Here is a 19850-nt window from a genome sequence, read left to right as displayed (position 1 = left end):
CCTCGTCAGGGCGCGATGACGACCTTCGTCTCGGCCGTCGCGGCGTCGCCGGTCGGGTCCGTCAGGGTGAAGGTCACGTCGAGCGGGAGACCGCGGACGGCGTCGACCGCGATGCCTCGGTCCACCTGAAAACGAATCCCGTAAAGCTCGCAATGGCCGTCAGCTTTGCGGAGCGTGACCTGCGAGGAGAACGGAGACAGCTTGTAATCGAGGTCCGGGTAGAACCCGTTCACCTTGAGCGTCGAGCCCATCTGCCGCAGGCCCGTCACCCGCAGCGCGAGCCATACGTGGTGGCCGCCCTGCGGGCCCGGCTCGATGGGCACCACCTCGCCCTCCGTGAGCGAGGCGAATGCCATTTGCCCTTTCCCGACCACGAGGGCCGGAGCCCCCGACGACGCCGTCTTGCATGCATCCTCGACCGATTCGATCCACGTCGGATCGTAGGCCGGGAGGGACGACGGGTCGATGAAGGGATCGACACACGCGCCTTTCATGCACGTCGCATTCGCCGCGCACGCCACCCCGACGCACGCCTCCTCCAGGGAGACGGGCAGGAGCAGCGATCGCCCCTCCAGCACACGTGTCGTCGCCGTTCGTGTCACCATGGGCACGTGCTCGCCAATGCGGAGCGCCGCGAGGGACAGCTCGATCGTGGCGCCATCCTCGGCGGCCTGCGCCGGAAGCTCCGCCGGCAGGCGCAGGTTGCCCGCGCCATACGAGACGAGCTCGCTCTGCGTGACGACGCCGTCGACCTTCAGCGTCCGCTCGAGCTCATAAAAGTCGAATCCAACGGCCATGTCGGTCGTGAGGCCGACCACCACATCCGTGCTCGTATCTTCATTGTCATTGCTGCAACCAGCGAGGACGAGCCCGAGCCACACGAGACACGAAAGGGAGGTCGGCCGTACGATCATGGGATCACCGCTCCGCGCGCGAATCGCGCTTGCGCCGGCGTGCGAGCCAGCCGGCCGTGGCTGCGGCGAACAGGGCGAAGGGCCCGACGACGGCAACCCTGTCGCCCGGGCTGTAGGAGCAGATGCCCGCGGCGAGGTTGCCGTTGATGCCGTCGGGCCCGATGGTCACGCTCCCCTCGGCCTTCACCTCGATGCCCTGCGCGGCGAGCGCCTTCAGGCAGGTCGGGACCTGCGAGCCGGAGATGATGTACTTGCCGTCGCAGAAGAGCGCGCCGTCGCCGGTGCACGAGGCCTCACAGGTCGCGCGGAACTCCTGCTCGCACTCCTCGAATTCGACGTCCTGGCACGAGTACTGGCAGTCCATGTTGGCGTCGGCCGAGCACGAGCCGCCGCAGCACTCCACGCAGTGCTGATAACAGCCGCCGTCCACGGTCACGCATTTGGCGTCGCATTCGTTGTCGCAGTTCGCGTCCCAGGTCGCCGCGCACTGCGCCGGGTCGGCCTTGGCTGCGCACTCCGTGTCGCGCCTCGCCGTGCATTCCTCGAAGCAGTTGTGGGAGCAGATGACGTTGACGCCGTTGTCGCAGTCCGACTTGCACTGCACCGTGCAGTTGTCCGTGCACGTCGGCATCGCCGAGAGCGTGCATTGGTCGCCGCAGACCTGCGTGAGCTTCGTCGCGCACGCCGTCTTGTAGATGCCGAGCTCGCTGCAGCCGGCCGTGCACTGGGCCGTGACGCGGACCTCGCAGTTCGAGAGCCCCTGGAACCGGATGTTGCCGCACTCGTCGACACCCGCGCTCGCCGGGAGCGCCATCGTGAGCCCAATGGCAAGGCCCAAGAGCCCGAGAATACCGCTTTTACGCATGAGGAGTCTCCTTTGCCTAGGAAGGCAAGCCGAGCAGCCTAAGCAAAGCGCCTGCCACGGGGAAGTTTTCTCTGCATGCGCGGCGCTCCGGGGCCACGCCTCCGCTCCCGGCCCGCGTCGCTCGTTCGCTGTGTGAACGACGTCCGGTGTGGTTCGCGTGAACGCGCGGCGACAGCCCGCCCCACGTGGGCAATGGGCTTACCAGCCAAGCCATGGCGGGGCGCGTCAATATGTCGTTTCGTCGCAGCGCACGTCCTCGTCGAGGCCCTCGTAGGGGACGTCCAAATATTCAACGGAATCGACGCCACGCCCTTCGAGCACGTAGGCGTGTTCGGTCGGCATGAAGGTGGGCTCGGGGTGGGGCATCCGATTGCACGTGCCCGGGATACGCACGACGCGCCGCTCGACGACCTCGCGCCGCGGTCGGAGCACGAGGAGTTTTCCGGCGGCGGTGGTGGCGAGCGCGAAGAGCTCGTCCCTCCCCGCGCGGATCACGAGCACGCGTTTTCCGTCCTCCGTCGTGGCCTCGGCGGCGCCGACGGCGAACCCGTCGGCGAAGGCCTGGCAGGGCGCGACGAGCTTGCGGCCGCGGACGCGCTGGATCTCGAACGTCTCCGGCGGCGTGGGCGTGAGGCCACCATACGCGGAGAGACATCGCTCGAGGTCGTGCACCACGAGGGTCTCGGGCTCGGCGGGCAGGACGGTCGCGCCGCGCGCCTGGAGCGTCGCCGTGAGGGCGCGGCCGCGGTTCTCCTGGTTCGTCTTCGTGATCTCGTCGAAGATCTCCGCGCGCCGCGCCTCGGACGTGTAGCCGGCGCAGGCCGGGAGGAGGACGGCGAGCGAAATCAGGAGGGGGGTGGCGGCAAGAGCGCGCATGGCGCTGCGCAAGATGGCCCAACGGCCCGCCGGAACCAAGTTCCGATGCGCTTGTCGCAGCCCGGGAGTTGTCGTACGACGCCGCCGATGGCTGCCTCCAAGAAATCCGACCGTCCTCAGCGCGCCACCGCGGCGGCGCGGCGCGTCTCGGCCTGGCTCCAGAAGCACGCATCCGAGGAAGTCACGCAGCTCCGCCCGCCGGCCCGGGAGGCCTCTTTGCAGGCGCTCGCGAAGGCCCTCGGCAAGCCGCTCCCGCCCGAGCTCGTGGCGATGTGGAAGGTCCATGATGGCCTGCCGATCTTCGAGTATGCGGGCCTCGGCGCGGCCGCATCGAGGAAGAGCCGCGCCGGGCTCGAATCCCTGCGCAAGAAGGGGACGTTCGACGACCACGAGGTCTTCGAGCAAAGCACCCCGCGCGTAAAACCCGTGAAGTGGCACGAGGCCTGGATTCCCATTGCCCAGGATGGCTGCGGCAATCTCTATTGCATCGACCTCGCGCCGGGCCGCGCGGGCCGCGTCGGGCAGGTCATCAAGTGGGAGGTCGCGGGCGGGCCCTTCACGACCGGCAGCGCCGACCTCGCCACGGTGCTCGAGCGGTACGCGGACGCGCTCGAGAGCGGCCGCTTCACGTATCTCGCCGATTCGGGCATCTACGACGGTCCTTACCTCGATCTCCTCGGCGATCGATGAGCCGCGCGGCGCAGGCCGAAGCCCCTCCGCGCCCTTCTCCCCTCCGCGCCGGCCCCGCGCTCGATCCCGCGGCCTTTCACGAGATCCGTCGCACGATGGAGCTCTCTTGCTTCAAATGGGACGTGCAGGTCGGCGATACCACGGCCCTCGCCCCCTTCCCGCTGCTCCTCGACGCGGCCACGTGGACCCACCTCGCCGACCTCGCCGAGCGCCTGACACAGGAGACGCTCGCGACCGAGCGGGAGCTCCTTCACCGCCCCGCGCTCCAGCGTCGGATCTCGCTTCCCCGCGCGCTCCAGCGCCTCTTTCGCCGTGGCGCGCCCCCCACGCCGGCTGCGGCGCGGGTGATGCGGTTCGATTTTCATTTCACCACGGAGGGCTGGCGCGTCTCCGAGGTCAACAGCGACGTGCCGGGCGGCTACACCGAGGCGACCCATTTGCCTGCCCTCATGGCCGGCTTTTTCCCGGGCACACGCGCGGCCGGTGATCCCACGAAACAGCTCGTCGATGCGCTCCTCCGCGCGGCTCCGGACCTGGGAACGCTCGCGCTCCTCTCGGCGCCCGGGTTCATGGAGGACCACCAGGTGATCGCCCACCTCGCGCGGAAGCTCCGCGATCGCGGGGCCGCGGCGGTTTGTGCCTCGCCGGATCACGTTCGTTTCCACGACGGGCGGGCGCACCTCGTATCGGCGCGGCAGGGCGGGCCCCTCGGGGCGGTCGTGCGGTTTTACCAGGCGGAGTGGCTCCCTCGCCTGCCGAGCGCCGTGGAATGGGCGCCGCTCTTCGTCGGCGGCCGGACGCCGGTGTGCAATCCGGGAATCGCGGCGCTCAGCGAGAGCAAGCGGCTCCCGCTCGTCTGGGACGAGCTCGGCGCGCGCCAGAACACCTGGCGCCGCTTGCTGCCCGAGACCCGGGATCCCCGGGACGCGCCCTGGGCGCGCGACGACGGATGGATCCTCAAATCGGCCTACTGCAACACCGGCGACACGGTATCCATGCGCCCGCACATGACGCCGCTGCAATGGGCAAGGCTCGCCTTCCGTGTCTCCCTCGCGCCGTCCGGCTGGGTGGCGCAACGCCGGTTCGTGACGGTCCCGCTCGAAACGCCGCTCGGCCCGCGGCTCCCGTGCATTGGCGTCTACACCGTCGACGGCCGCGCCGCGGGCGTGTATGGCCGGGTGACGGAAAAACCATTCATCGACGCTGCGGCGACCGACGTCGCCGTGCTCATCGCGGAGACCGACGCATGAAACGCGAGGACGTGCATCGATTGTGGGCGCCCGACGACGCGACCTTCGGCCCTTGGGTCAAGCCGGTCCTCTTCGCGCACCTCGACGAGGACAGGACGCCAGAGGCCCTGCCCTCGCCGCCCCCATGGATCGAGGAGCGTATCGTCGCGCCGCTCCACGCGCGCGCCGAGGCCGCGCCGGGCGGGGAGCATCCCTACCGCAGCGCGCCGCGATGGCAGGACACGGCCTTGATCCTGGATCTGCCCGGCGCCGCGGGGGTGCGGGTCGGCGCGGCGCTGGCCCGGCACGGCTTCCGGCCCATTCCTTTGTACAATGCCATTCCCGCGCCCGAGGGCGTCATCGCGTACGCCGAGGTCATGGGGGCCCTCGTGGACGCCGCGTCGAGCCTCGCGAAGCTCGCGAAAGACGCGCCGCCGGCGTTCCTGCTCGACCAGCGGCGCATGGGAAAAGGCGTACCGCTCGAACCGGGCAAGTACGACAATCGCTCGATCGTCTTCGCGAATGATTTCCCCTCGGTGAAGACCCTCGCCCGCGCGGGCATCCGGAGGGCCGCGCTCGTCCAGCGCGAGGCGGATCGCCCGGCCGACGATCTCGCGCCGATCCTCTTTTCCTGGCAGGAGCAGGGGATCGAGATCCTGCACGTGCGCACCGACGTGCCCGACCCGGCCGAGGTGCTCCGTGTCGCGCGCCCCGGGCTCTTCGAATCGGTCGGCCATTGGTTCGATCGAATGGGGCTCAGGCGCCAGCGCGACGGCACGTTCGGCGGCGTGATTCCCAGCCCGAGCGGAGGCTAGTCGGGTAGGCCCACGACGTCGACAGGAGCGGAGATCTTCTGCGAGATCGAGTTGTTGCCGACCTGGCCATTGCCGTTGGCTCCCCAGCACTTCACGTGGCCGGTGTTCAGCAAGGCGCACGTGTGAAAGCCACCCGCGGTGATGGCCGAAACCCCCGACGTGAGCCCCTCGACGGGGACCGGATAATTGATCTTCAGGTAAGCGTTCCCGAGCTGGCCGAACGAGTTGTCTCCCCAGCACTGTACCATGCCTCCGCTGGTGAGCGCGCACGTGTGGTGCGTGCCCGCCGCGATCTCCACGATATTGGAGGCGACGACAATGGAAGTAACGTCATTGTTCTGGTACGTGCCATCTCCGAGCTGCCCCAATGCATTGTATCCCAGGCACTTGACTTGCCCGTTGCTCAGCAGCGCGCAGAGGTGATGGTCGCTCGCGTTGCCTCCAACGGCGAGCGCCGCGACACCCGAAGCCAGAGAAGACTTGTCGACAGGGACGAGGTTGTTGTTCTGGTTCACCGGCCCCATGGAGTGCCCCCAGCATTTGACGCCCCCGGCATTGGTGAGCGCGCAGCTGAAGCCGGAGCTCGCGCCGATGGCCTTCACGCCCGAAGCGAGGCCTTGTACGTCGACGGGAACGGTGCTCTGGAGGGTCGAGTTGTTGCCGAGTTGTCCATAGGCATTGGTTCCCCAGCAGCGCACCCCGCCGGTGCTCGTGAGCAGGCACGCATGGTCCCCGCCGGGCGCGACCGCCGCGACCCCCGAGCCCTGGCTGTAGGCCTGCCCGAAGCTGTCCGCACCCCAGCACGCGAGGCTGCCGGCGCTCGAGACGGCACACGTGTTCCCTCCCCCCGCGGCGATCTCGGCTGCCGAAAAGCCGGCACCAAGAATCTGAACGTCGACAGGAACGGGGCTGTGCTGCGGGATCGCGTCGTTGCCGAGCTGTCCGGCATTGTTGGAGCCCCAGCATTTCATGCCGCCGCTGCTCAGCAGCGCACACGTGTGCTCGAACCCGGCGGTGATGGCAATCACGGACGGACAATCGCTGTCGCTCGCGCCGGTGCACCCAGCCGGGCAACAGCCGTCCCCCCCGACACAGGCGCTGATGGGCGCGAAGCTGCACGAGGCGCTGCAGCTCGCGGCGCTGCCCACGAGCGTGTCCGAGGTGCAGCTATTCCCATCCGAGCAAGCGGTAGGACAGGCGTCAGCCCCCATGGTGATCTCGCGGTCGCAGCTCTCTCCAGAATCGACTTTGCCATTTCCGCAGAGCGCGCCTCCGCCGACGCCCCCCGAGCCGCCACCGCCGACGCCACCGCCCCCCGAACCGCCACCGCCACCACCACCGCCCCCCGAACCGCCACCGCCACCACCACCGCCGCCGGCCGATGCGCTGCTCGACGCGGAATTGCCTCCGGGCTCGTTCGGTCGAGGCCCACACGAAGCGGATAGAAGTGCGAGCTGCAACCCCACGAACAGCGCGAGCCGGGCTCGCGGGGACGGCCATTGTGCATTCAATTTCATGAAGACCTCCAGCAAAGGAACGGAACGCTCATTGATTTCTGTCCAATGGTTACCCCTCCTGTCTGCGGATCGGTGTTGCGCGCCTTGCAGGCTGCCACTAGCTTCCCGTGACGGCGCCCGGCGCGGAGGACGAATGGATCGAACAGCAGACGTAGGGGGAGTGACATGGGACAGAAGTCCGGGGCTTTCCCTGTCTGTGGGGGGCAAGTCCCGGATGTCGCGCTCGGCCGATCTCTTTTTTGAAACATGCGCCCGATGAAGGACGCGCTCGATCGGGCCGCGGCCAGGTGGCCGGACCTTCCCCTACCCGATGCGGCGTTCGAAGCAGCGCTGTCCGCGCGCATTCTCGAGGGAGAAGGGCTCGATTCCCTTCACGTCGAGGACCTCTTTCTCGCCCACCACGCCGGCAGAGGAAACGCGGCGGCCGTCGCCGTCGTCATGAAGCTCGTCGATCCGCTCCGCGTCGAGCTACGGCGTACAGGCGCGGACGAGCAGCTCGTCCGCGACGTCCTTGCCGAGCTCCCCGCCGAGCTGATCGCGCCGCGCGCCGACGCGCCGCCTCGGATCCTCGGCTACACGGGCAAGGGCCCGCTCGGGGGGTGGCTCCGCGTGGTGGCCGTCCGCGCCGTGGTGGAGCGCCGGCGGCGTGCATCCGAGCGCCCCACCGAGGCGCTGGTCGTCGAGCAGGTCGCGGCCGAGCACGATCCCGAGCTCGACCTCCTGCGCCATCGCTACACGCGGGAGCTTCAGGCCGGCTTCGCCGAAGCCTTCGCCGCGCTCACCCCGGACCAGCGCCTGCTCCTTCGGCAGCACCATGTCGATGGTCTGTCGATCGATCGGCTCGCTGCGCTTCACGGTGTGCATCGCGCCACGGCGGCCCGGCGCGTCGCCGCCGCGCGCGAGGCCCTGTTCGAAGGGGTGCGGGCGGCGCTCGTCAAGGAGCTTGGCATCGGCAACGAGACCTTCGACAGCATCGTCCGGCTCGTCCGCAGCGAGGTCTCGATTCACCTGTCCCGGTATGTGTGAGGCTGTCCTGCGGAGGGGCGATGGTTGAGCCCAGCGCTTGTCTCGATCCAGATGAGCTCTCGGCCTGGGTCGAAGCGCGGCTGCGTGATACCGAGCGTGCACGCGTCCTTGCGCACGTGGCGAGCTGCGAGAGCTGCCGTGAAGCAGGCTCGACGCTCGCGCGGATGATGGAGACGCCGCCGGAGACGCTCTCGGAGTCGCCCGCGCGCTCCGGTGATCGAGCCGCGCCGGCGAAACGTGCGCCGCCGATCCTCGAGGCCGGAGAAAAGATCGGGCGGTTTCGCATCTTGAAGGTGCTCGGCAAAGGCGGGATGGGGATCGTGCTCCGGGCCCTCGACGAGCGGCTGGATCGTGAGGTCGCGCTCAAGCTGCTCCACCCCGAAGGGCAAAGCGGCGCTCCGTCGCCCAAGCTCCGAGAGCGGCTCGCCCGTGAGGCCCGCACGCTCGCGGCGCTGGAGCACGAGCATCTCGTCAAGGTGTTCGAGGCGGGTGAGGTCGACGGCTTTCCGTACCTCGTCATGGAGCTCGTCGACGGCCCAAACCTGCGAGGCTTCGTCGCCAGGGCTCGGCCGTCATGGCGTGAGGGCCTGGCCGCCTGCATGGGCGCCGGACGCGGGCTCGCAGCGCTCCACGCCGCCGGCTTCGTCCATCGCGACGTCAAACCGGACAACGTGCTCGTCGCTCCGGGCGGTCGCGTCGTCCTTTCCGACCTCGGGCTCGCCAAGCGCCTCGATGCGGGCCACGAGGCGGCGCCCGATCTTCTGACGCAGAGCGGCGCGATCGTGGGGACGCCGCGCTACCTGGCCCCGGAGCGTGTGGCCGGTCTGCCGGGCGGTGTACCCGCGGACATCTACGCATTCTCGGCGATGACGCTCGAGATCGTTCGCGCCTGCGAAGGCACGGTACCTCTGAAGGTCGAGGCGGTCCTCAAGCGCGGGCTGGATCCGGACGAGCAGCGGCGCTTCGCATCGATGGAGGTGATGTTCGCCGAGATCGAGGATGTGCTGCGCCCGTCGCGCGCTCCGTACGCGATCGGCGGTGTGGTGGTGGCGCTCGTCGCGGTGGGCGCGGCGATAGGGCTTGGCGGCTCGACGAGCCGCGACCCGCCCCGCGCCGCAGGGCCCGAAATGGGCGCCGTGCCGAGCAGCGCAGCAGGCGCGACCGCGCCGGAGCCGACCGTGTCGAAAGCTCCGGTTCAACCTTCGACGGTCGCCGAGGCGGCGACCGCGAGCGCCTCGGCGAAGGCTGGCTCCGCCGCGCCGGTCGATCCGCTCGCGCCGTGCCGATCGCTCGTCGCTCTGTATTGCAACCCCGAGCTGGCCGACGACATCCATTGCGCGGAGGCCGAGGTCAAGCTCCGCGCTGCGCAGAGCCGCGCCGTCGGCGAGCGCGCGCTGGACGGCAAGATTTGCCAGCGCAAGCTCGCCCGTGTCACCAAGGGGTCAAGGAACGACTCGATCGGCTGAACGGTCGACCGACGACGCACCTCGGAAAAGTCTCCGATGCATTCCTCGATGCCCATTTCCCTGGCTGCGCGTCCCTCCGCCGTACGAGCTGCTCGTATCCCGATGAGCACGCGCCGATGTGCCAGAACATCATCCACCAGATCGACCGAGCCGTGAACGACACTCCCGCCGAGCAGGACAAGCTCCGAATGTACTGCTCGCCCAACGCCTCGTGGGAGGGCGACGCCAAGCGCGACCTCGCCAAGCGTCGCGACGGGGGCGCGCCCTCTGCGATCGGGTCGCAACCGGGCGCGCCTTGATGTCGCGCGTGAGGCGACCCGGACAATCCCTCGCCGAAAGCGTCATCCTTCCAGCGTTCCGCGAATTCTGCTATGCGGGATCGATGCGTATCTCGGCTTCGATGGCAGTCGCCTCACGGTTTGGAATTCCCCTGCTCCTCGCGGCCCTCGCGGCCGGATGCAGCGAGCCGCCGGGCGGCACGGGCGCGGGCGGCAGCGGCGGCGCGGGCGGTGGAATGGGCGGCGCCGGGGGTGCGGGTGGAATGGGCGGCGCCGGCGGAATGGGCGGCGCCGGCGGAATGGGCGGCGCGGGGGGCGCCGGAGGCAGCGAACCGGCGGCCGTGTGTGGGAATGGCAATGTCGAAGCACCCGAGGCCTGCGACGATGGGAATACGGCTGCCGGTGATTATTGCGCGGCCGATTGCCTCACCGTGACGGGGGCGTGTGGGGATGGCGTGCTGCAATCAAACGAGGGGTGTGACGACGCCACCGTGGCGCTCGGGTGCGACGTCCTGGTGAACGGCGGGGATGGCGTGTGTGTCCCTGCGGGGACCTGCTCGAAAAACTTCGTGTATGTGCCCGGCAAGGGCTGCCAGCCGGAGCTCCTCACCGCCCACGTGCACGTCATGGTCGACAACACCTGCAAGATGACCGTCGACCCGTTGGCGTTTTCCGTGGCGGCCGGGCAGAAGCTCAAGATCAGCTACCACAACCACAGCGCGTTTTACCCCATCGACATCTGGATGATGTACGGCGGCGGCTACACCGAGCTCGCGCCGGGCGCGACGTGGAACGAGACGTACGAGCATTGCTTCGGCCCCATCGCCTCCGAGGGGTACGCCGACATCTCGACGGCCTGCTCGCAATTCAAGCTCCCCATTCACTGTCTCTGAGCCCGCCCCCGGGCTCCCCACGTGTCAGGCGCGCTCGCCGACCTCCCCTCCCGGGTGCCCCATGCGTCCGCCGCGTCCGCCGCGCTCCCGAGCCACCTTCCCCACGTGTCACCTCGCCGAGCCAACCTCGTCCCGGGACGGCCACGTGCGTCCGTGCCCGCACCCGACCTCCGCAGGCGACTGCACAGCGTGGCAGGACACGCGCGAGGACACGTTCGTCAAGTGACACGCGGATGGACCCGTTCCCCCGCTCGGCGCAGGAAGCTGCCACACGTGGTAGGTCCGGAATCCACGCGGAATCGTGAGCTGACACGTGTGGCCGGTGGGAAAAGTGCACGGATTGCGTTCTCGGACACGCGGGGGTGAGTTGATTCACGGCGACGGTTGGGGCAACTTGGCACGATGACCGACGTCCAAGCAGCGGCTTACGCGGCCGCAGTCGCGAAATTGCTCTATGCCCATGGTCCTTCGCCGCGCGAGCGGCTGCTCGCTGGATGCTTGGCGTTCGGACTTTCGGAGGAGCAAGCAAACGCGATCGTGGATCGTGGGCTCGAGCTCTCGTTGTACGTCGTCGATCCCGCGACCGGCAACTTGCGCGCGCCCCAGCTCTTGCGCCGCGAGCCCAACGCCTTCCTCGGCGACGGAACCATCGATGCCCGAAAGGATCCGGACGTGGCGCGGCGCCTGGCCCTCCTGCGCGTGCTCCTGTCGACGCTGCCGGTGGCAATGTGGGCCGTCGATCAGGCAGGCTACATCATTTATTACGAAGGCAAAGCTCTCGAGGGCTTGGGTCTCCAGGATGGGCACTTCGTCGGGCAGAACTTCCACGAGGTCTTCGGCGAGCACGCCTGCGCGCCTTTCGTCGCGCGCGCGTTCAACGGCGAGATCGTGCTGGGCTCCTGGGAGTACGGAGGCATCATCTGGCAGAACTGGTGTTTTCCGCTGAAAAACGCAGCCGGCGAGGTCGAGCTCGTCTCGCTCGTGTCGATGGACGTCACCGAGACCCGGCGCGCCGAGCAGGAGCTGCGCGATAGGTTCACGACGATCGAGCGTCAGCAACGCGTGATCAGCGAGCTGTCGACGCCGATCATCGAGGTCTGGGACAAGGTGCTGGCATTGCCGCTGCTCGGCGTCGTCGATTCGACACGCGCATCCATGGTGATGACGAACCTGCTCGGCGAGGTGGTGAACAAGGCGTCCCAGTTCGTGCTCCTGGATCTGACGGGCGTCGAAGCCGTGGACACAGCCACGGCAGGCTACATGCTCGACCTGCTCCGCGCGGTGCAGCTCCTCGGCGCAGAGGGCATCATCACGGGCATCCGCCCAAGCGTCGCGCAAACAATGGTGACACTCGGCGTGGACCTCGGCGGCATCGTGACGCACGCAACCCTGCGTCAAGGCCTCCAGCATTGCCTGCGCGGGCTCCGGCAGGGCAAAGCGTAGCGTAGCGCCGGGGCGCCGCCCCGGACCCCGCGAGGGGCTGAGCATTGGTTCCATCTTCCATCGGTACATTCGCCCCCTCTGACGACATTTAGAGGGGGAGATGTTGGATGCAGAGACAGCCTCGTCGGCGGAAGCGTGGGCGGCGGAGGAGTTTGGGCATGCGGACCTTGGAGACCCGCGCCGGACCCGGCGGCTTACGCGCATGGCCGCGCAGGCGGTGCTGTATCCGTCGGGAAAGGTGAGTGAAGTCTTCCAAGTCGATGCCCACAGGCAGGGAGCGTACGACTTCCTGGAGAGCCGACACATCGACGTAGGGGCCATCCTCGAGGCCACCGGTCTTGCCACCGCGCGCCGTTGCGCCAAGGAGATGTTCGTCTTCGTCGCCATCGATGCCACCAGCCTGACGCTCACGGATCACAACCGCAGCAAGGACTTCGGCGCGGTCGGCACGCATGGTCGAGGCACCCGCGGGCTGAAGGTCGTTTGCGGTCTCGCCGTCGACGCGCAGGGGGTGCCCTGCGGGTTGACGTCGATGCAGTGGTGGGCGCGAGAGCAGAAGCAGAAAGAAGACAGCGCCAAGCGCAAGCTGCACGAAAAGGAGCTCGGCCACTGGGCCAACGTGATCACCGAGACGTCCGAGCGGCTCGCCATGGCGGCGTCGGGTTGTTGTGCCTGGTACCAGCTCGACCGGGAGGCTGATGCCTGGCAGCTTTTGCTTCACCTCTCGACGAGCGGGCACTGGTTCACCGTGCGGGGCAAGGCAAACCGCCGGCTCATGTCGGAGACGGGCGCGAGCCGATACGTGTTCGACGAGTTGGCGCGCCCGAGCGCCCGAAAGGGCTCCTTTCCCCTTTGGATCTCGGCCGCACCGGGTCGCACGGAGCGAATGGCGCGGATGAGCGCGCATGTCGCGGCTGTCACGCTGTCGCTTCGAGACGGGTGGAACAAGCGTTGGCGCGCGTTGCCGCTGTATGCCGTGCGCGTCCTCGAGACCAGCAGCGTGCCCGCGGGCGAGCCTCGCATCGATTGGCTGCTGTACACCAACCACCCCGTGCAAACGCTCGAGGATGCGTTGCTGGTCGCCCATGGTTACAGCCAGCGCTGGCGCATCGAGGACTTTTTCCGGACGTGGAAGACGGGCCAGTGCAACGTCGAGTCCACGCAACTTCAAGGGACCCAACAAGTCAAAATCTGGGGCAGCATGCTCGCAGCCATCGCCACACGCACCGAACGTCTCAAGCACCTCGCGCGCACCCAACCGGACCTGCCAGCGACCGAAGAGCTCGCGACACACGAGGTCGAGGCCTTGGTGCTGCTCAAGCGGAAACGGAAGAAGAAGAACGAGCAGATCCCCGATGGGATCCCGCCCATCGCGCTCGCCGTGCAGTGGATCGCCGAGCTCGGCGGCTACACAGGCAAGTCTTCCGGAGGTCCCCCCGGCTCCGTCACCATCAGCCGCGGCCTGGAGCGCCTGGCCCCCGCAGCAGAGATGCTGCGGGTCCTCAGGGAGAATGGGCTCGTGAGATGAGACCAGTGCTCAGGCCAGGGGCTGGACCCAGGGTTGAAAAACTGCGCGGTGCGCAGTTTTTCAAACAGGCCGACGAAGAAGCCGGGGGGCCAGCAGAAGCCGCAGCGCGGCTGTCTTGGTGGGGAACGCCGCTGCCGGTCAAGACCAGGGATGACCCTGTCTACCAAAGGCCGCAGCGCTGACAGGTCGGCGGGTAACGTCTCGTCGCATGACGTCGTGTCGCGATGCGGTGGCCTCATGTTCCAAACAGCACGGCTCCGTCCCACCACGCGATGGGGCCGTAGGTTTTCGGCGATGAGCCCATGGTCTCCCGCATCGTGCCCATCTCTCGACGCCACGGGCCCGCCGCGCCTTCCATCGCCCCCGTCCCTCCAAAGCACGGCCTCGTACCTCCGGAGGCTCGACCGCACGCCCCAGAGACACGGCCTCGTACCTCCAAGGCACGGCCTCGTACCTCCAAGGCACGGCCTCGTCCCTCCAAGGCACGGCCTCGTACCTCCAAGGCACGGCCTCGTACCTCCAAGGCACGGCCTCGTACCTCCGGAGGCTCGACGTCGTCTCTTCAGACCATGCCCCCCATCTCTCGCACACACGTCCCCGTCGCCTTTTGGCTCGGCCCCCAAGCTTGAAGACACGGCCGCATCGATGAACTGCGCATCGCGCAGTTCATCGAACCGACGCCAGCGACCCCCCCATGGTCTTGCCACCGGCCCGCGGGAAGGCCGCGCGCCTGTCTCGGTTGGCAACGTCGCTGCCGGTCTTGACCGGGCCTGTTCGATGAGCTGCGCGAAGCGCAGTTCATCGACACTGGGTCCAGCCCCTGGCTGGTCCGGGGTGCAGGGGGCGGACAGCCCCCTGCTGGGGTGCGGGGCGACGCCCCGCTCTCGCGCATCGCTCAGCCGGCCTTCGCCTTTGCCTTCGCCTTCGTTGCTGCCGTCGGCTTCGCTGGTGCGTCGAATGCTTTGAGCAAGGCTTTCGGCGCCTTGAGGCGCCACGCCCGCTCGAGCCGCAGCCGGCACTCGGCCACCGTGAGCTTCGGGAGCCGCGCCAGCACGGCGGGCCAGCCGCGGTAATGGTCGGTGATGTAATAGATGTCGGGGCGGTTTTCGATCAAGAAGGCCTGCTCGTCGACGCTCTCCGTGAGGAATACGATCACGTCGCCTTCCTCGCGCAGCCGGCAAAAGCCTTTGCCGCGGACCTTCATCGCCGGCGTCCGGAACCAGATGTCCTCCTCGACCTCGGGCAGCTCGCGCGCGAGCTTGCTGACTTGCTCCCACTTCATGCGGCCATGGTACATCGGACGCGCTCCCGGTAAAACTGTCGGGGTTGTCGGGCAGGATTCTCCAAGCGGCCCGGCGCGCGGGTCTGCGGCGCCAGGCACCCCGTTTGCCCTTGTGCTGCCCCGACGTGCAGCGAGAAGGGAGGAGCCACATGGCAAACCAGGGAGCTCAGGGCGGCGCGCGGATCGATCCGGTGTCGCGGCGCATCGTCGAGCACATCGAGCAGGTTGGCGGGTTGCCGCAGAAGGTCCGCACGCCCGAGGCCGCCGCGGCCGTGCTCTGTGTCCTTTCGCGCAGGCTGAGCAAGGGCCAGGCGCAAGACTTTGCGCGCTCCCTGCCCGAGGCCCTGCAAACCCTCGTGCAGCCGTGCGCGGCGCACCGCGGGCTCTCGAGTGACGTCTTCGATCGCGGGGAGTTCTTGAACCTGCTCGCCGAGCACCTGCAGATCGACCCGGCCGAGGCCGAGCGGGTCGCGCGCGCGGTGTTGCAAGGCGTGCACGCCGTGCTGCCCCAGGGGGAGATCGAGCACATCCGCAGCCAGCTCCCGTCGGAGCTGTGGGAGCTGTGGGGGCCCCGCCGCGTGGCCGCTTGAAGCGGCCCCTCGGTTACTTGTGACGGCGCAGGAAGATCCGCGTCCCCTGCGAATACGGTGAGAGCGATTCATCGAGGTGGACGAGCGGCCCCTCGACGCCGACGATCACCCGCGCGCCGTCCTCGCTCCGCGCCATCGCGAGGGCGAGATCGTCCGCGGCGGCGCCGAACGTCGTGACGGTGTCCGCCGCGTCGTCCCATTCCAGGTGCACGTCGAAGCCGTCGAGCCCGCCGTTGGATCCGGCCATGGTCTTTCCGTGCAAGAGGAGCGTGTTCTCGAACCAACCAACGGCCCGGATGCCGCCGTTGTCGTCGGGGGCGACAGCGGCGACCATGGCGGCCGCGTCGCCGGTGACCGAGGCGCCGAGCACGGGCTCGCCATTCGAATCAATCCGGCCCACGAAGGCCGGGCTGTACGTGCCAATGCCGTTGAAGACGAGCTCCCCCTCCCCGCCAAAGACCACGCCGCCGTCGTCCGTCGTCGCCACGCTGCCCCCGAAACCGGCCAGAATGGACTCCGCGAAGAGCTTGCTCCAGACGATGTCGCCGTTCGGAGAGAACTTCTTCACATACAAGCCCTGCGGCTCCCCGGCGGCCTCCGGGATGCTGAGTTGCGTGTAGACGAGGACGGTGTCGCCGCCCGGCGTCACGTCGAGGCCCGCCGGGGATTCCAGGCTGTCGCCGCCATAGCTCTTGGCCCACGAGAGGTCCCCCTTCGTGTCGTAGCGGGCGACGAACACGTCGGGCTTGTAGTTTATGAAGGCGGGATCCCACGCCTGGGGCACGCTCGTCAACGTGACGCCGCCGAGATCGAGGTCGCCGACGAACCGGCCCGTGATCACGAAGTTGCCTTCGGCGTCGTACGCGACGCCCTCCACGACACGCGCGAAGCCGCCGCTGTAATCGACGTCGTCCGGCAGGTTTCCAGGGAGGCGGCGGCTCTCGACATGATTGCCGTCCGCGTCGAGCCAGAGCAAAAACGGGTGGTTCGCGCGGACGTATTCGCCGCCGAGCGGGCCCCCTCCCAGGTCGACGTCCGCGCGCAAGCTCCCGGCGAGGAGAATCGAGCCCTTGCCGTCCACCGCGAGGACGTCCTTCCCCTCGAACGTCGCCCCCAGCGGGAGCGCGCGGCTCCAGAGGTGTTTGCCCCGGGCGTCGAGCTTCGCCACGAACGCAAACGGCGCGTCCGTCGTGCCGACGAGGCCGCCGCCGAAATCGATCGGGCCTTGCGTCGTGCCGGCGAGGAGGATGTTGCAAGCGTCGTCGACGGCGACCGAGAGGCCCGTGATGTTCGTCCGTGATTCCGCCGTGCCGAACGTGAGGTCGAGCGGCTCGGCGCACGCGGAGGTCGGCCTGGGATCAGGCGGCGGCGGGGGTTCAGCGGCCGTTCCCCCACAGCCGAGGACGAAGAGCGGAGCGGCAAGGAAGATTCGAAGGTGCTTCATGCGCGCATCGTAGCGCACCTCTCGCCCGCAGATGTAGGAGCGTCGTTCCCATGAATGCTAGCTGCGAATGCGCGTACGCCGCACGGCGACGTCGGTGGCTTCGCCCGTGCCGCCGCGGCGCACGGAGAGCTTGACCAGGCTGCCTTCGGGGCCGCGGATGCGCTGGACGGCGCCGTCGAAGCCGAGTTCGACGATGGGGGCGCCGTCGATGGCGAGGATGGCGTCGCCCGGACCGAGCCCCGCATTGGCGGCGCCGCCGCCGGGGAGGACCTGGCCGATCACGAGGGCGTCGCCTTTGGGGGCAAGGACGGCGCCGATGCCGGTCAGCTCCATGCGGGGCTCTTCGCCTTCCTTCAGCTTGGCGAGGGAAATGGTGACGGGGCCGATTTCGCCGCCTTCGGCGACCACGAGGCCGGAGAGGATGCGGCCGTGGTGGGTGGGCGCGGTGGCCGCGATGGAGCGCGCGCCTTCGGCGAGGCCGACGAGGGAGAAGCGGCCGGAGGCGTCGGTGGTGACGTCGGCGACGACGGGGACGGGGCCGGCGCCCGCGCCGAGGAGGCCTTCGATGGTGATGCGCGCGCCTTCGATGGGCTCGTTCGTGCCGTCTTCGACGACGATGCCGTGGACGCGGCCGCCGGCGCGGAGGACGAGATCGGCGGTGGCTTCGCCGCCTGCGGGGACGGTGACGGTGACGGTCGTCGAGGGGGCGTGGCCGAGGGCGGCGGCGGTGACGGCGTAGGTGCCGGGGAGGAGGTCTCCGATCTCGTAGGCGCCGGTGGCGTCGAAGAACGAGGTCGAAGAGGCGTATTCGCGCTCGAGGGGGCCGCGGTGGCGCGCGGCGACGACCGAGAACGAGGCAACGGGGGCGGCGGGGCTGCCGCTGCGAACCGTGCCGCGGATGCGGCCGGCGGCGGCGAGGCGGAGGCCGATGCCCTCGGCGCCGGCCGCGACGCCCTCGGCGCGGGCGATGCGTGCGCCTTCGCGGGCCGTGAGCTCGTAGGTGCCCGGGTCGAGCCCCTCCAGCGTGAAGGCGCCGCGCTCGTCGGTGGTGGCCTCGGCTCCGGGGTGGAGGTCGTCGTCGCGTGCTGCGATCTCGCGGTGAAAGCGGGCGCTGACGCTGGCGAAGGGGACGGGCGCGCTGGCGGCGTCGACCACCACGCCGGTGATGGACGCGGATACGACGGCCTCGCCTTTGGGCCGGAGCCGGAGCGTCACGCGGCCGCTCGCTTGCGCGCCGAGGTCGAGGCGGGCGCGGGCGGGCGCGTGGTCCGGATGCGTCGCTTCGAGCAGGGCGTCGTCGGGGGCGCTGAAGGAGAACACGCCCTTGTCGTCGGCGACGAACCGCCCGCCGGCGCTCGCCTCGCCGCCCGGGGCTTCGAGGATCCGCACCTCGGCCTGGGGCGCGGGCTCGCCGGTCGGGGTGAGGACCACGCCTTGGTAACGTCGCTCGGGCTCCAGGGTGATGGTCAGGCCGCGGACGACCTCGCCGGCGCGGGCGAGGAGCGTGATGGGGCTCTCGCCCCAGGCTGGGGCGAATGGGTGAAACCCCTTGGCGGCCACCAGGGCGAGCGTGTAGACGCCCGGCGCGGGGGGCTCGAAGAGGAAGGCGCCGTCGGCGCCCGAGGTGACGGCGCGGGCGACGCCGTCGTGGTCGAAGGTGAGCGTGGCGCCTTCGATCGGCGCGCCGGTGCGGGCGGCGATCACGCGGCCGGCGAAGGCCCCGGCGCGGCGCGACGCGTCGACGGCGACCTCGCCGCCCGGCAGGCGCAGGGGGCCGGAGCGCTCGGCGACGACGGCGCGAGGCGCGCGGGCGCGCGGCGTGGGTGTGGCGCTCGTGCTCGAAGCTGGGGACGGCGCAGGCGGCTCGGCACCGCTGCCGCCGAGGCGCGAGAGCACGAGCGCCAGGAGCGCGATGACGACGAGGATCAGGGTCGGGCGCACGAGCCGGCTCGGCTGCGACATGCGCCTATCCTACGCGTTTGGCAGGTGGTGTCAGGTCAGGAGTCGGACGGGCGCGCCGCTGTGCCAGGCGAGGATGTCGTCCAGGGCGTCCTGGTAAAACACGGTGAAGTTTTCCCGCGTCACGTACCCGAGGTGCGGCGTCAGCACGACGTGGGGCAAGGCGCAGAGCGGGTGGTCCGCCGGCAAGGGTTCTTCCGGGAACACGTCGAGCCCGGCGCCGGCGAGGCGGCGCGCTTGCAGCGCGGCGAGCAGCGCGTCCATGTCCACGAGGCCCGCGCGCGAGGTGTTGACGAAAAACGCCGAGGGTTTCATGGCGGAGAGCGCGTCCACGCCGACGATCCCGCGCGTCCGCTCGCCGAGCACGAGGTGCAGGCTCACGACGTCCGAGGTCGCGAAGAGCTCGGTTTTGTCCACGCGCTTCGCCCCTGCGGCCGCGGCGCGCGTGTCGTCGAGGTTCTGGCTCCACGCCACGACCTCCATCCCGAACGCAAGTCCCACGCGCGCGACCTGGGTGCCTAGTTTTCCGAGTCCCACGAGGCCGAGGCGTTTGCCGGCGAGGCCCTCGGTCAGCCCCGTCTGCCAGGTGCCCGCGCGGAGGGCCCGGTCCTCCGCTGGGATGCGCTTCACGAGCGCCAGGATCAGGCCCCAGGTGAGCTCGGCCGTCGGCGTGCCGACCCCGCCCGTGCCCGAGACGGGGATGCTCCGCGCGCGGCAGGCCGCGAGGTCGATCGCCGCGTTGCGACCGCCCGTCGTGACCAAAAGCCGCAGGTTCGGGAGCGCTTCGATCACGGCGGCCGGGAACGGCGTCCGCTCCCGCATGAGGACGACGACGTCGAAGGGGCGCAGCGCGGCGAGCAGCGCGTCCCGATCGGGGAAGGGCCGATCGAACACGACGAGCTCGCTCCCGGGCGGCAGGCGACTCCAGTCGGCGAGGCCCTGCGAGACGCGCAGGTAGTCGTCGAGGATGGCGATCTTCAGCGGATCCCTCGCGGTCATGACGCGCAGGATAGGCCCCCTTTGCCTCCGCGCACA

General features: G+C 69.3%; 18 protein-coding genes. 10 read left to right on the top strand and 8 right to left on the bottom strand.

Annotation, left to right across the window (positions count from 1 at the left end):
- Positions 1-5: 5 nt before the first annotated feature.
- From POL67_RS25065 to POL67_RS25055, 3 genes are all read right to left on the bottom strand, one after another.
- The gene (locus POL67_RS25065) at positions 6-914 is read right to left on the bottom strand and encodes a hypothetical protein (protein WP_271921349.1); all 909 of its coding nucleotides are present in this window, start codon (positions 912-914) and stop codon (positions 6-8) included.
- 4 nt (positions 915-918) lie between these two features.
- Positions 919-1779 carry a hypothetical protein gene (locus POL67_RS25060; protein ID WP_271921345.1) on the bottom strand — a complete coding sequence of 287 codons (861 nt, stop codon included), beginning with the start codon at positions 1777-1779 and terminating at the stop codon, positions 919-921.
- Between the two features lie 225 nt (positions 1780-2004).
- Positions 2005-2655 (bottom strand): hypothetical protein, encoded by a 651-nt coding sequence (locus tag POL67_RS25055; RefSeq protein ID WP_271921343.1) that lies wholly within the window; start codon positions 2653-2655, stop codon positions 2005-2007.
- Positions 2656-2742: 87 nt separating this feature from the next.
- Between POL67_RS25055 and POL67_RS25050 the strand changes: the two genes are divergently transcribed.
- Genes POL67_RS25050 through POL67_RS25040 form a run of 3 tightly spaced genes read left to right on the top strand, consistent with a single transcriptional unit; the run spans position 2743 to position 5389 of the window.
- On the top strand, positions 2743-3345 hold the full coding sequence (locus tag POL67_RS25050; protein ID WP_271921340.1) for an SMI1/KNR4 family protein: 603 nt from the start codon (positions 2743-2745) through the stop codon (positions 3343-3345).
- Positions 3342-4595: a glutathionylspermidine synthase family protein gene (locus tag POL67_RS25045; protein ID WP_271921337.1), complete on the top strand. Its 1254-nt coding sequence runs from the start codon at positions 3342-3344 to the stop codon at positions 4593-4595. The genes POL67_RS25050 and POL67_RS25045 overlap by 4 nt, the downstream gene beginning before the upstream one ends.
- Positions 4592-5389 (top strand): hypothetical protein, encoded by a 798-nt coding sequence (locus tag POL67_RS25040; RefSeq protein WP_271921335.1) that lies wholly within the window; start codon positions 4592-4594, stop codon positions 5387-5389. Before POL67_RS25045 ends, POL67_RS25040 begins: the two co-directional genes overlap by 4 nt.
- On the opposite strand, the gene POL67_RS25035 is transcribed toward POL67_RS25040, so the two are convergent.
- On the bottom strand, positions 5386-6906 hold the full coding sequence (locus POL67_RS25035; RefSeq protein WP_271921333.1) for an RCC1 domain-containing protein: 1521 nt from the start codon (positions 6904-6906) through the stop codon (positions 5386-5388). The genes POL67_RS25040 and POL67_RS25035 overlap by 4 nt on opposite strands.
- A gap of 255 nt (positions 6907-7161) precedes the next feature.
- Here POL67_RS25035 and POL67_RS25030 point away from each other — a divergent pair, with 255 nt between their 5' ends.
- The 6 genes from POL67_RS25030 (at position 7162) to POL67_RS25005 (ending at position 13540) form a co-directional block, all read left to right on the top strand.
- Entirely contained in the window at positions 7162-7932 is a 771-nt protein-coding gene (locus POL67_RS25030) for a sigma factor-like helix-turn-helix DNA-binding protein (protein WP_271921331.1), read from the top strand.
- A 20-nt stretch (positions 7933-7952) separates the two neighbouring features.
- Positions 7953-9398: a serine/threonine-protein kinase gene (locus tag POL67_RS25025; RefSeq protein WP_271921329.1), complete on the top strand. Its 1446-nt coding sequence runs from the start codon at positions 7953-7955 to the stop codon at positions 9396-9398.
- A 116-nt stretch (positions 9399-9514) separates the two neighbouring features.
- Positions 9515-9697 carry a hypothetical protein gene (locus POL67_RS25020; protein ID WP_271921327.1) on the top strand — a complete coding sequence of 61 codons (183 nt, stop codon included), beginning with the start codon at positions 9515-9517 and terminating at the stop codon, positions 9695-9697.
- 101 nt (positions 9698-9798) lie between these two features.
- The gene (locus POL67_RS25015) at positions 9799-10569 is read left to right on the top strand and encodes a hypothetical protein (RefSeq protein WP_271921325.1); all 771 of its coding nucleotides are present in this window, start codon (positions 9799-9801) and stop codon (positions 10567-10569) included.
- Between the two features lie 402 nt (positions 10570-10971).
- Complete coding sequence (locus POL67_RS25010) at positions 10972-12012, top strand: STAS domain-containing protein (RefSeq protein ID WP_271921323.1); 1041 nt, start codon at positions 10972-10974, stop codon at positions 12010-12012.
- A 100-nt stretch (positions 12013-12112) separates the two neighbouring features.
- Positions 12113-13540 carry an IS4 family transposase gene (locus POL67_RS25005; RefSeq protein WP_271920028.1) on the top strand — a complete coding sequence of 476 codons (1428 nt, stop codon included), beginning with the start codon at positions 12113-12115 and terminating at the stop codon, positions 13538-13540.
- Between the two features lie 895 nt (positions 13541-14435).
- On the opposite strand, the gene POL67_RS25000 is transcribed toward POL67_RS25005, so the two are convergent.
- Entirely contained in the window at positions 14436-14822 is a 387-nt protein-coding gene (locus POL67_RS25000) for an MmcQ/YjbR family DNA-binding protein (RefSeq protein ID WP_271921321.1), read from the bottom strand.
- A gap of 149 nt (positions 14823-14971) precedes the next feature.
- Between POL67_RS25000 and POL67_RS24995 the strand changes: the two genes are divergently transcribed.
- Positions 14972-15412, top strand: a complete 441-nt coding sequence (locus POL67_RS24995; protein WP_271921318.1) for a DUF2267 domain-containing protein — start codon at positions 14972-14974, stop codon at positions 15410-15412.
- A gap of 13 nt (positions 15413-15425) precedes the next feature.
- On the opposite strand, the gene POL67_RS24990 is transcribed toward POL67_RS24995, so the two are convergent.
- From POL67_RS24990 to POL67_RS24980, 3 genes are read right to left on the bottom strand one after another with little or no spacing between them, the layout of a single operon-like run.
- The gene (locus tag POL67_RS24990; protein WP_271921316.1) at positions 15426-16856 is read right to left on the bottom strand and encodes a hypothetical protein; all 1431 of its coding nucleotides are present in this window, start codon (positions 16854-16856) and stop codon (positions 15426-15428) included.
- 57 nt (positions 16857-16913) lie between these two features.
- Complete coding sequence (locus tag POL67_RS24985; RefSeq protein WP_271921314.1) at positions 16914-18818, bottom strand: carboxypeptidase regulatory-like domain-containing protein; 1905 nt, start codon at positions 18816-18818, stop codon at positions 16914-16916.
- A 30-nt stretch (positions 18819-18848) separates the two neighbouring features.
- On the bottom strand, positions 18849-19814 hold the full coding sequence (locus tag POL67_RS24980) for a D-2-hydroxyacid dehydrogenase family protein (RefSeq protein ID WP_271921310.1): 966 nt from the start codon (positions 19812-19814) through the stop codon (positions 18849-18851).
- Positions 19815-19850: the final 36 nt, after the last annotated feature.

This window comes from Polyangium mundeleinium, from assembly GCF_028369105.1.
In the GTDB taxonomy this organism is placed as follows: domain Bacteria; phylum Myxococcota_A; class Polyangia; order Polyangiales; family Polyangiaceae; genus Polyangium; species Polyangium mundeleinium.
The sequence above is the reverse complement of the archived record's forward strand: the minus strand, read 5'-3'. Positions and strand labels throughout refer to the sequence as shown.

Coding starts and splice junctions, on each gene's coding strand:
- POL67_RS25060 (WP_271921345.1), bottom strand. CDS start 1,779: ATGCGTAAAAGCGGTATTCTCGGGCTCTTGGGCCTTGCCATTGGGCTC.
- POL67_RS25000 (WP_271921321.1), bottom strand. CDS start 14,822: ATGAAGTGGGAGCAAGTCAGCAAGCTCGCGCGCGAGCTGCCCGAGGTC.
- POL67_RS25065 (WP_271921349.1), bottom strand. CDS start 914: ATGATCGTACGGCCGACCTCCCTTTCGTGTCTCGTGTGGCTCGGGCTC.
- POL67_RS25015 (WP_271921325.1), top strand. CDS start 9,799: ATGGCAGTCGCCTCACGGTTTGGAATTCCCCTGCTCCTCGCGGCCCTC.
- POL67_RS25010 (WP_271921323.1), top strand. CDS start 10,972: ATGACCGACGTCCAAGCAGCGGCTTACGCGGCCGCAGTCGCGAAATTG.
- POL67_RS25030 (WP_271921331.1), top strand. CDS start 7,162: ATGAAGGACGCGCTCGATCGGGCCGCGGCCAGGTGGCCGGACCTTCCC.
- POL67_RS25035 (WP_271921333.1), bottom strand. CDS start 6,906: ATGAAATTGAATGCACAATGGCCGTCCCCGCGAGCCCGGCTCGCGCTG.
- POL67_RS25020 (WP_271921327.1), top strand. CDS start 9,515: ATGTGCCAGAACATCATCCACCAGATCGACCGAGCCGTGAACGACACT.
- POL67_RS24995 (WP_271921318.1), top strand. CDS start 14,972: ATGGCAAACCAGGGAGCTCAGGGCGGCGCGCGGATCGATCCGGTGTCG.
- POL67_RS24985 (WP_271921314.1), bottom strand. CDS start 18,818: ATGTCGCAGCCGAGCCGGCTCGTGCGCCCGACCCTGATCCTCGTCGTC.
- POL67_RS25025 (WP_271921329.1), top strand. CDS start 7,953: ATGGTTGAGCCCAGCGCTTGTCTCGATCCAGATGAGCTCTCGGCCTGG.
- POL67_RS25045 (WP_271921337.1), top strand. CDS start 3,342: ATGAGCCGCGCGGCGCAGGCCGAAGCCCCTCCGCGCCCTTCTCCCCTC.
- POL67_RS25005 (WP_271920028.1), top strand. CDS start 12,113: ATGTTGGATGCAGAGACAGCCTCGTCGGCGGAAGCGTGGGCGGCGGAG.
- POL67_RS25040 (WP_271921335.1), top strand. CDS start 4,592: ATGAAACGCGAGGACGTGCATCGATTGTGGGCGCCCGACGACGCGACC.
- POL67_RS25055 (WP_271921343.1), bottom strand. CDS start 2,655: ATGCGCGCTCTTGCCGCCACCCCCCTCCTGATTTCGCTCGCCGTCCTC.
- POL67_RS25050 (WP_271921340.1), top strand. CDS start 2,743: ATGGCTGCCTCCAAGAAATCCGACCGTCCTCAGCGCGCCACCGCGGCG.
- POL67_RS24990 (WP_271921316.1), bottom strand. CDS start 16,856: ATGAAGCACCTTCGAATCTTCCTTGCCGCTCCGCTCTTCGTCCTCGGC.
- POL67_RS24980 (WP_271921310.1), bottom strand. CDS start 19,814: ATGACCGCGAGGGATCCGCTGAAGATCGCCATCCTCGACGACTACCTG.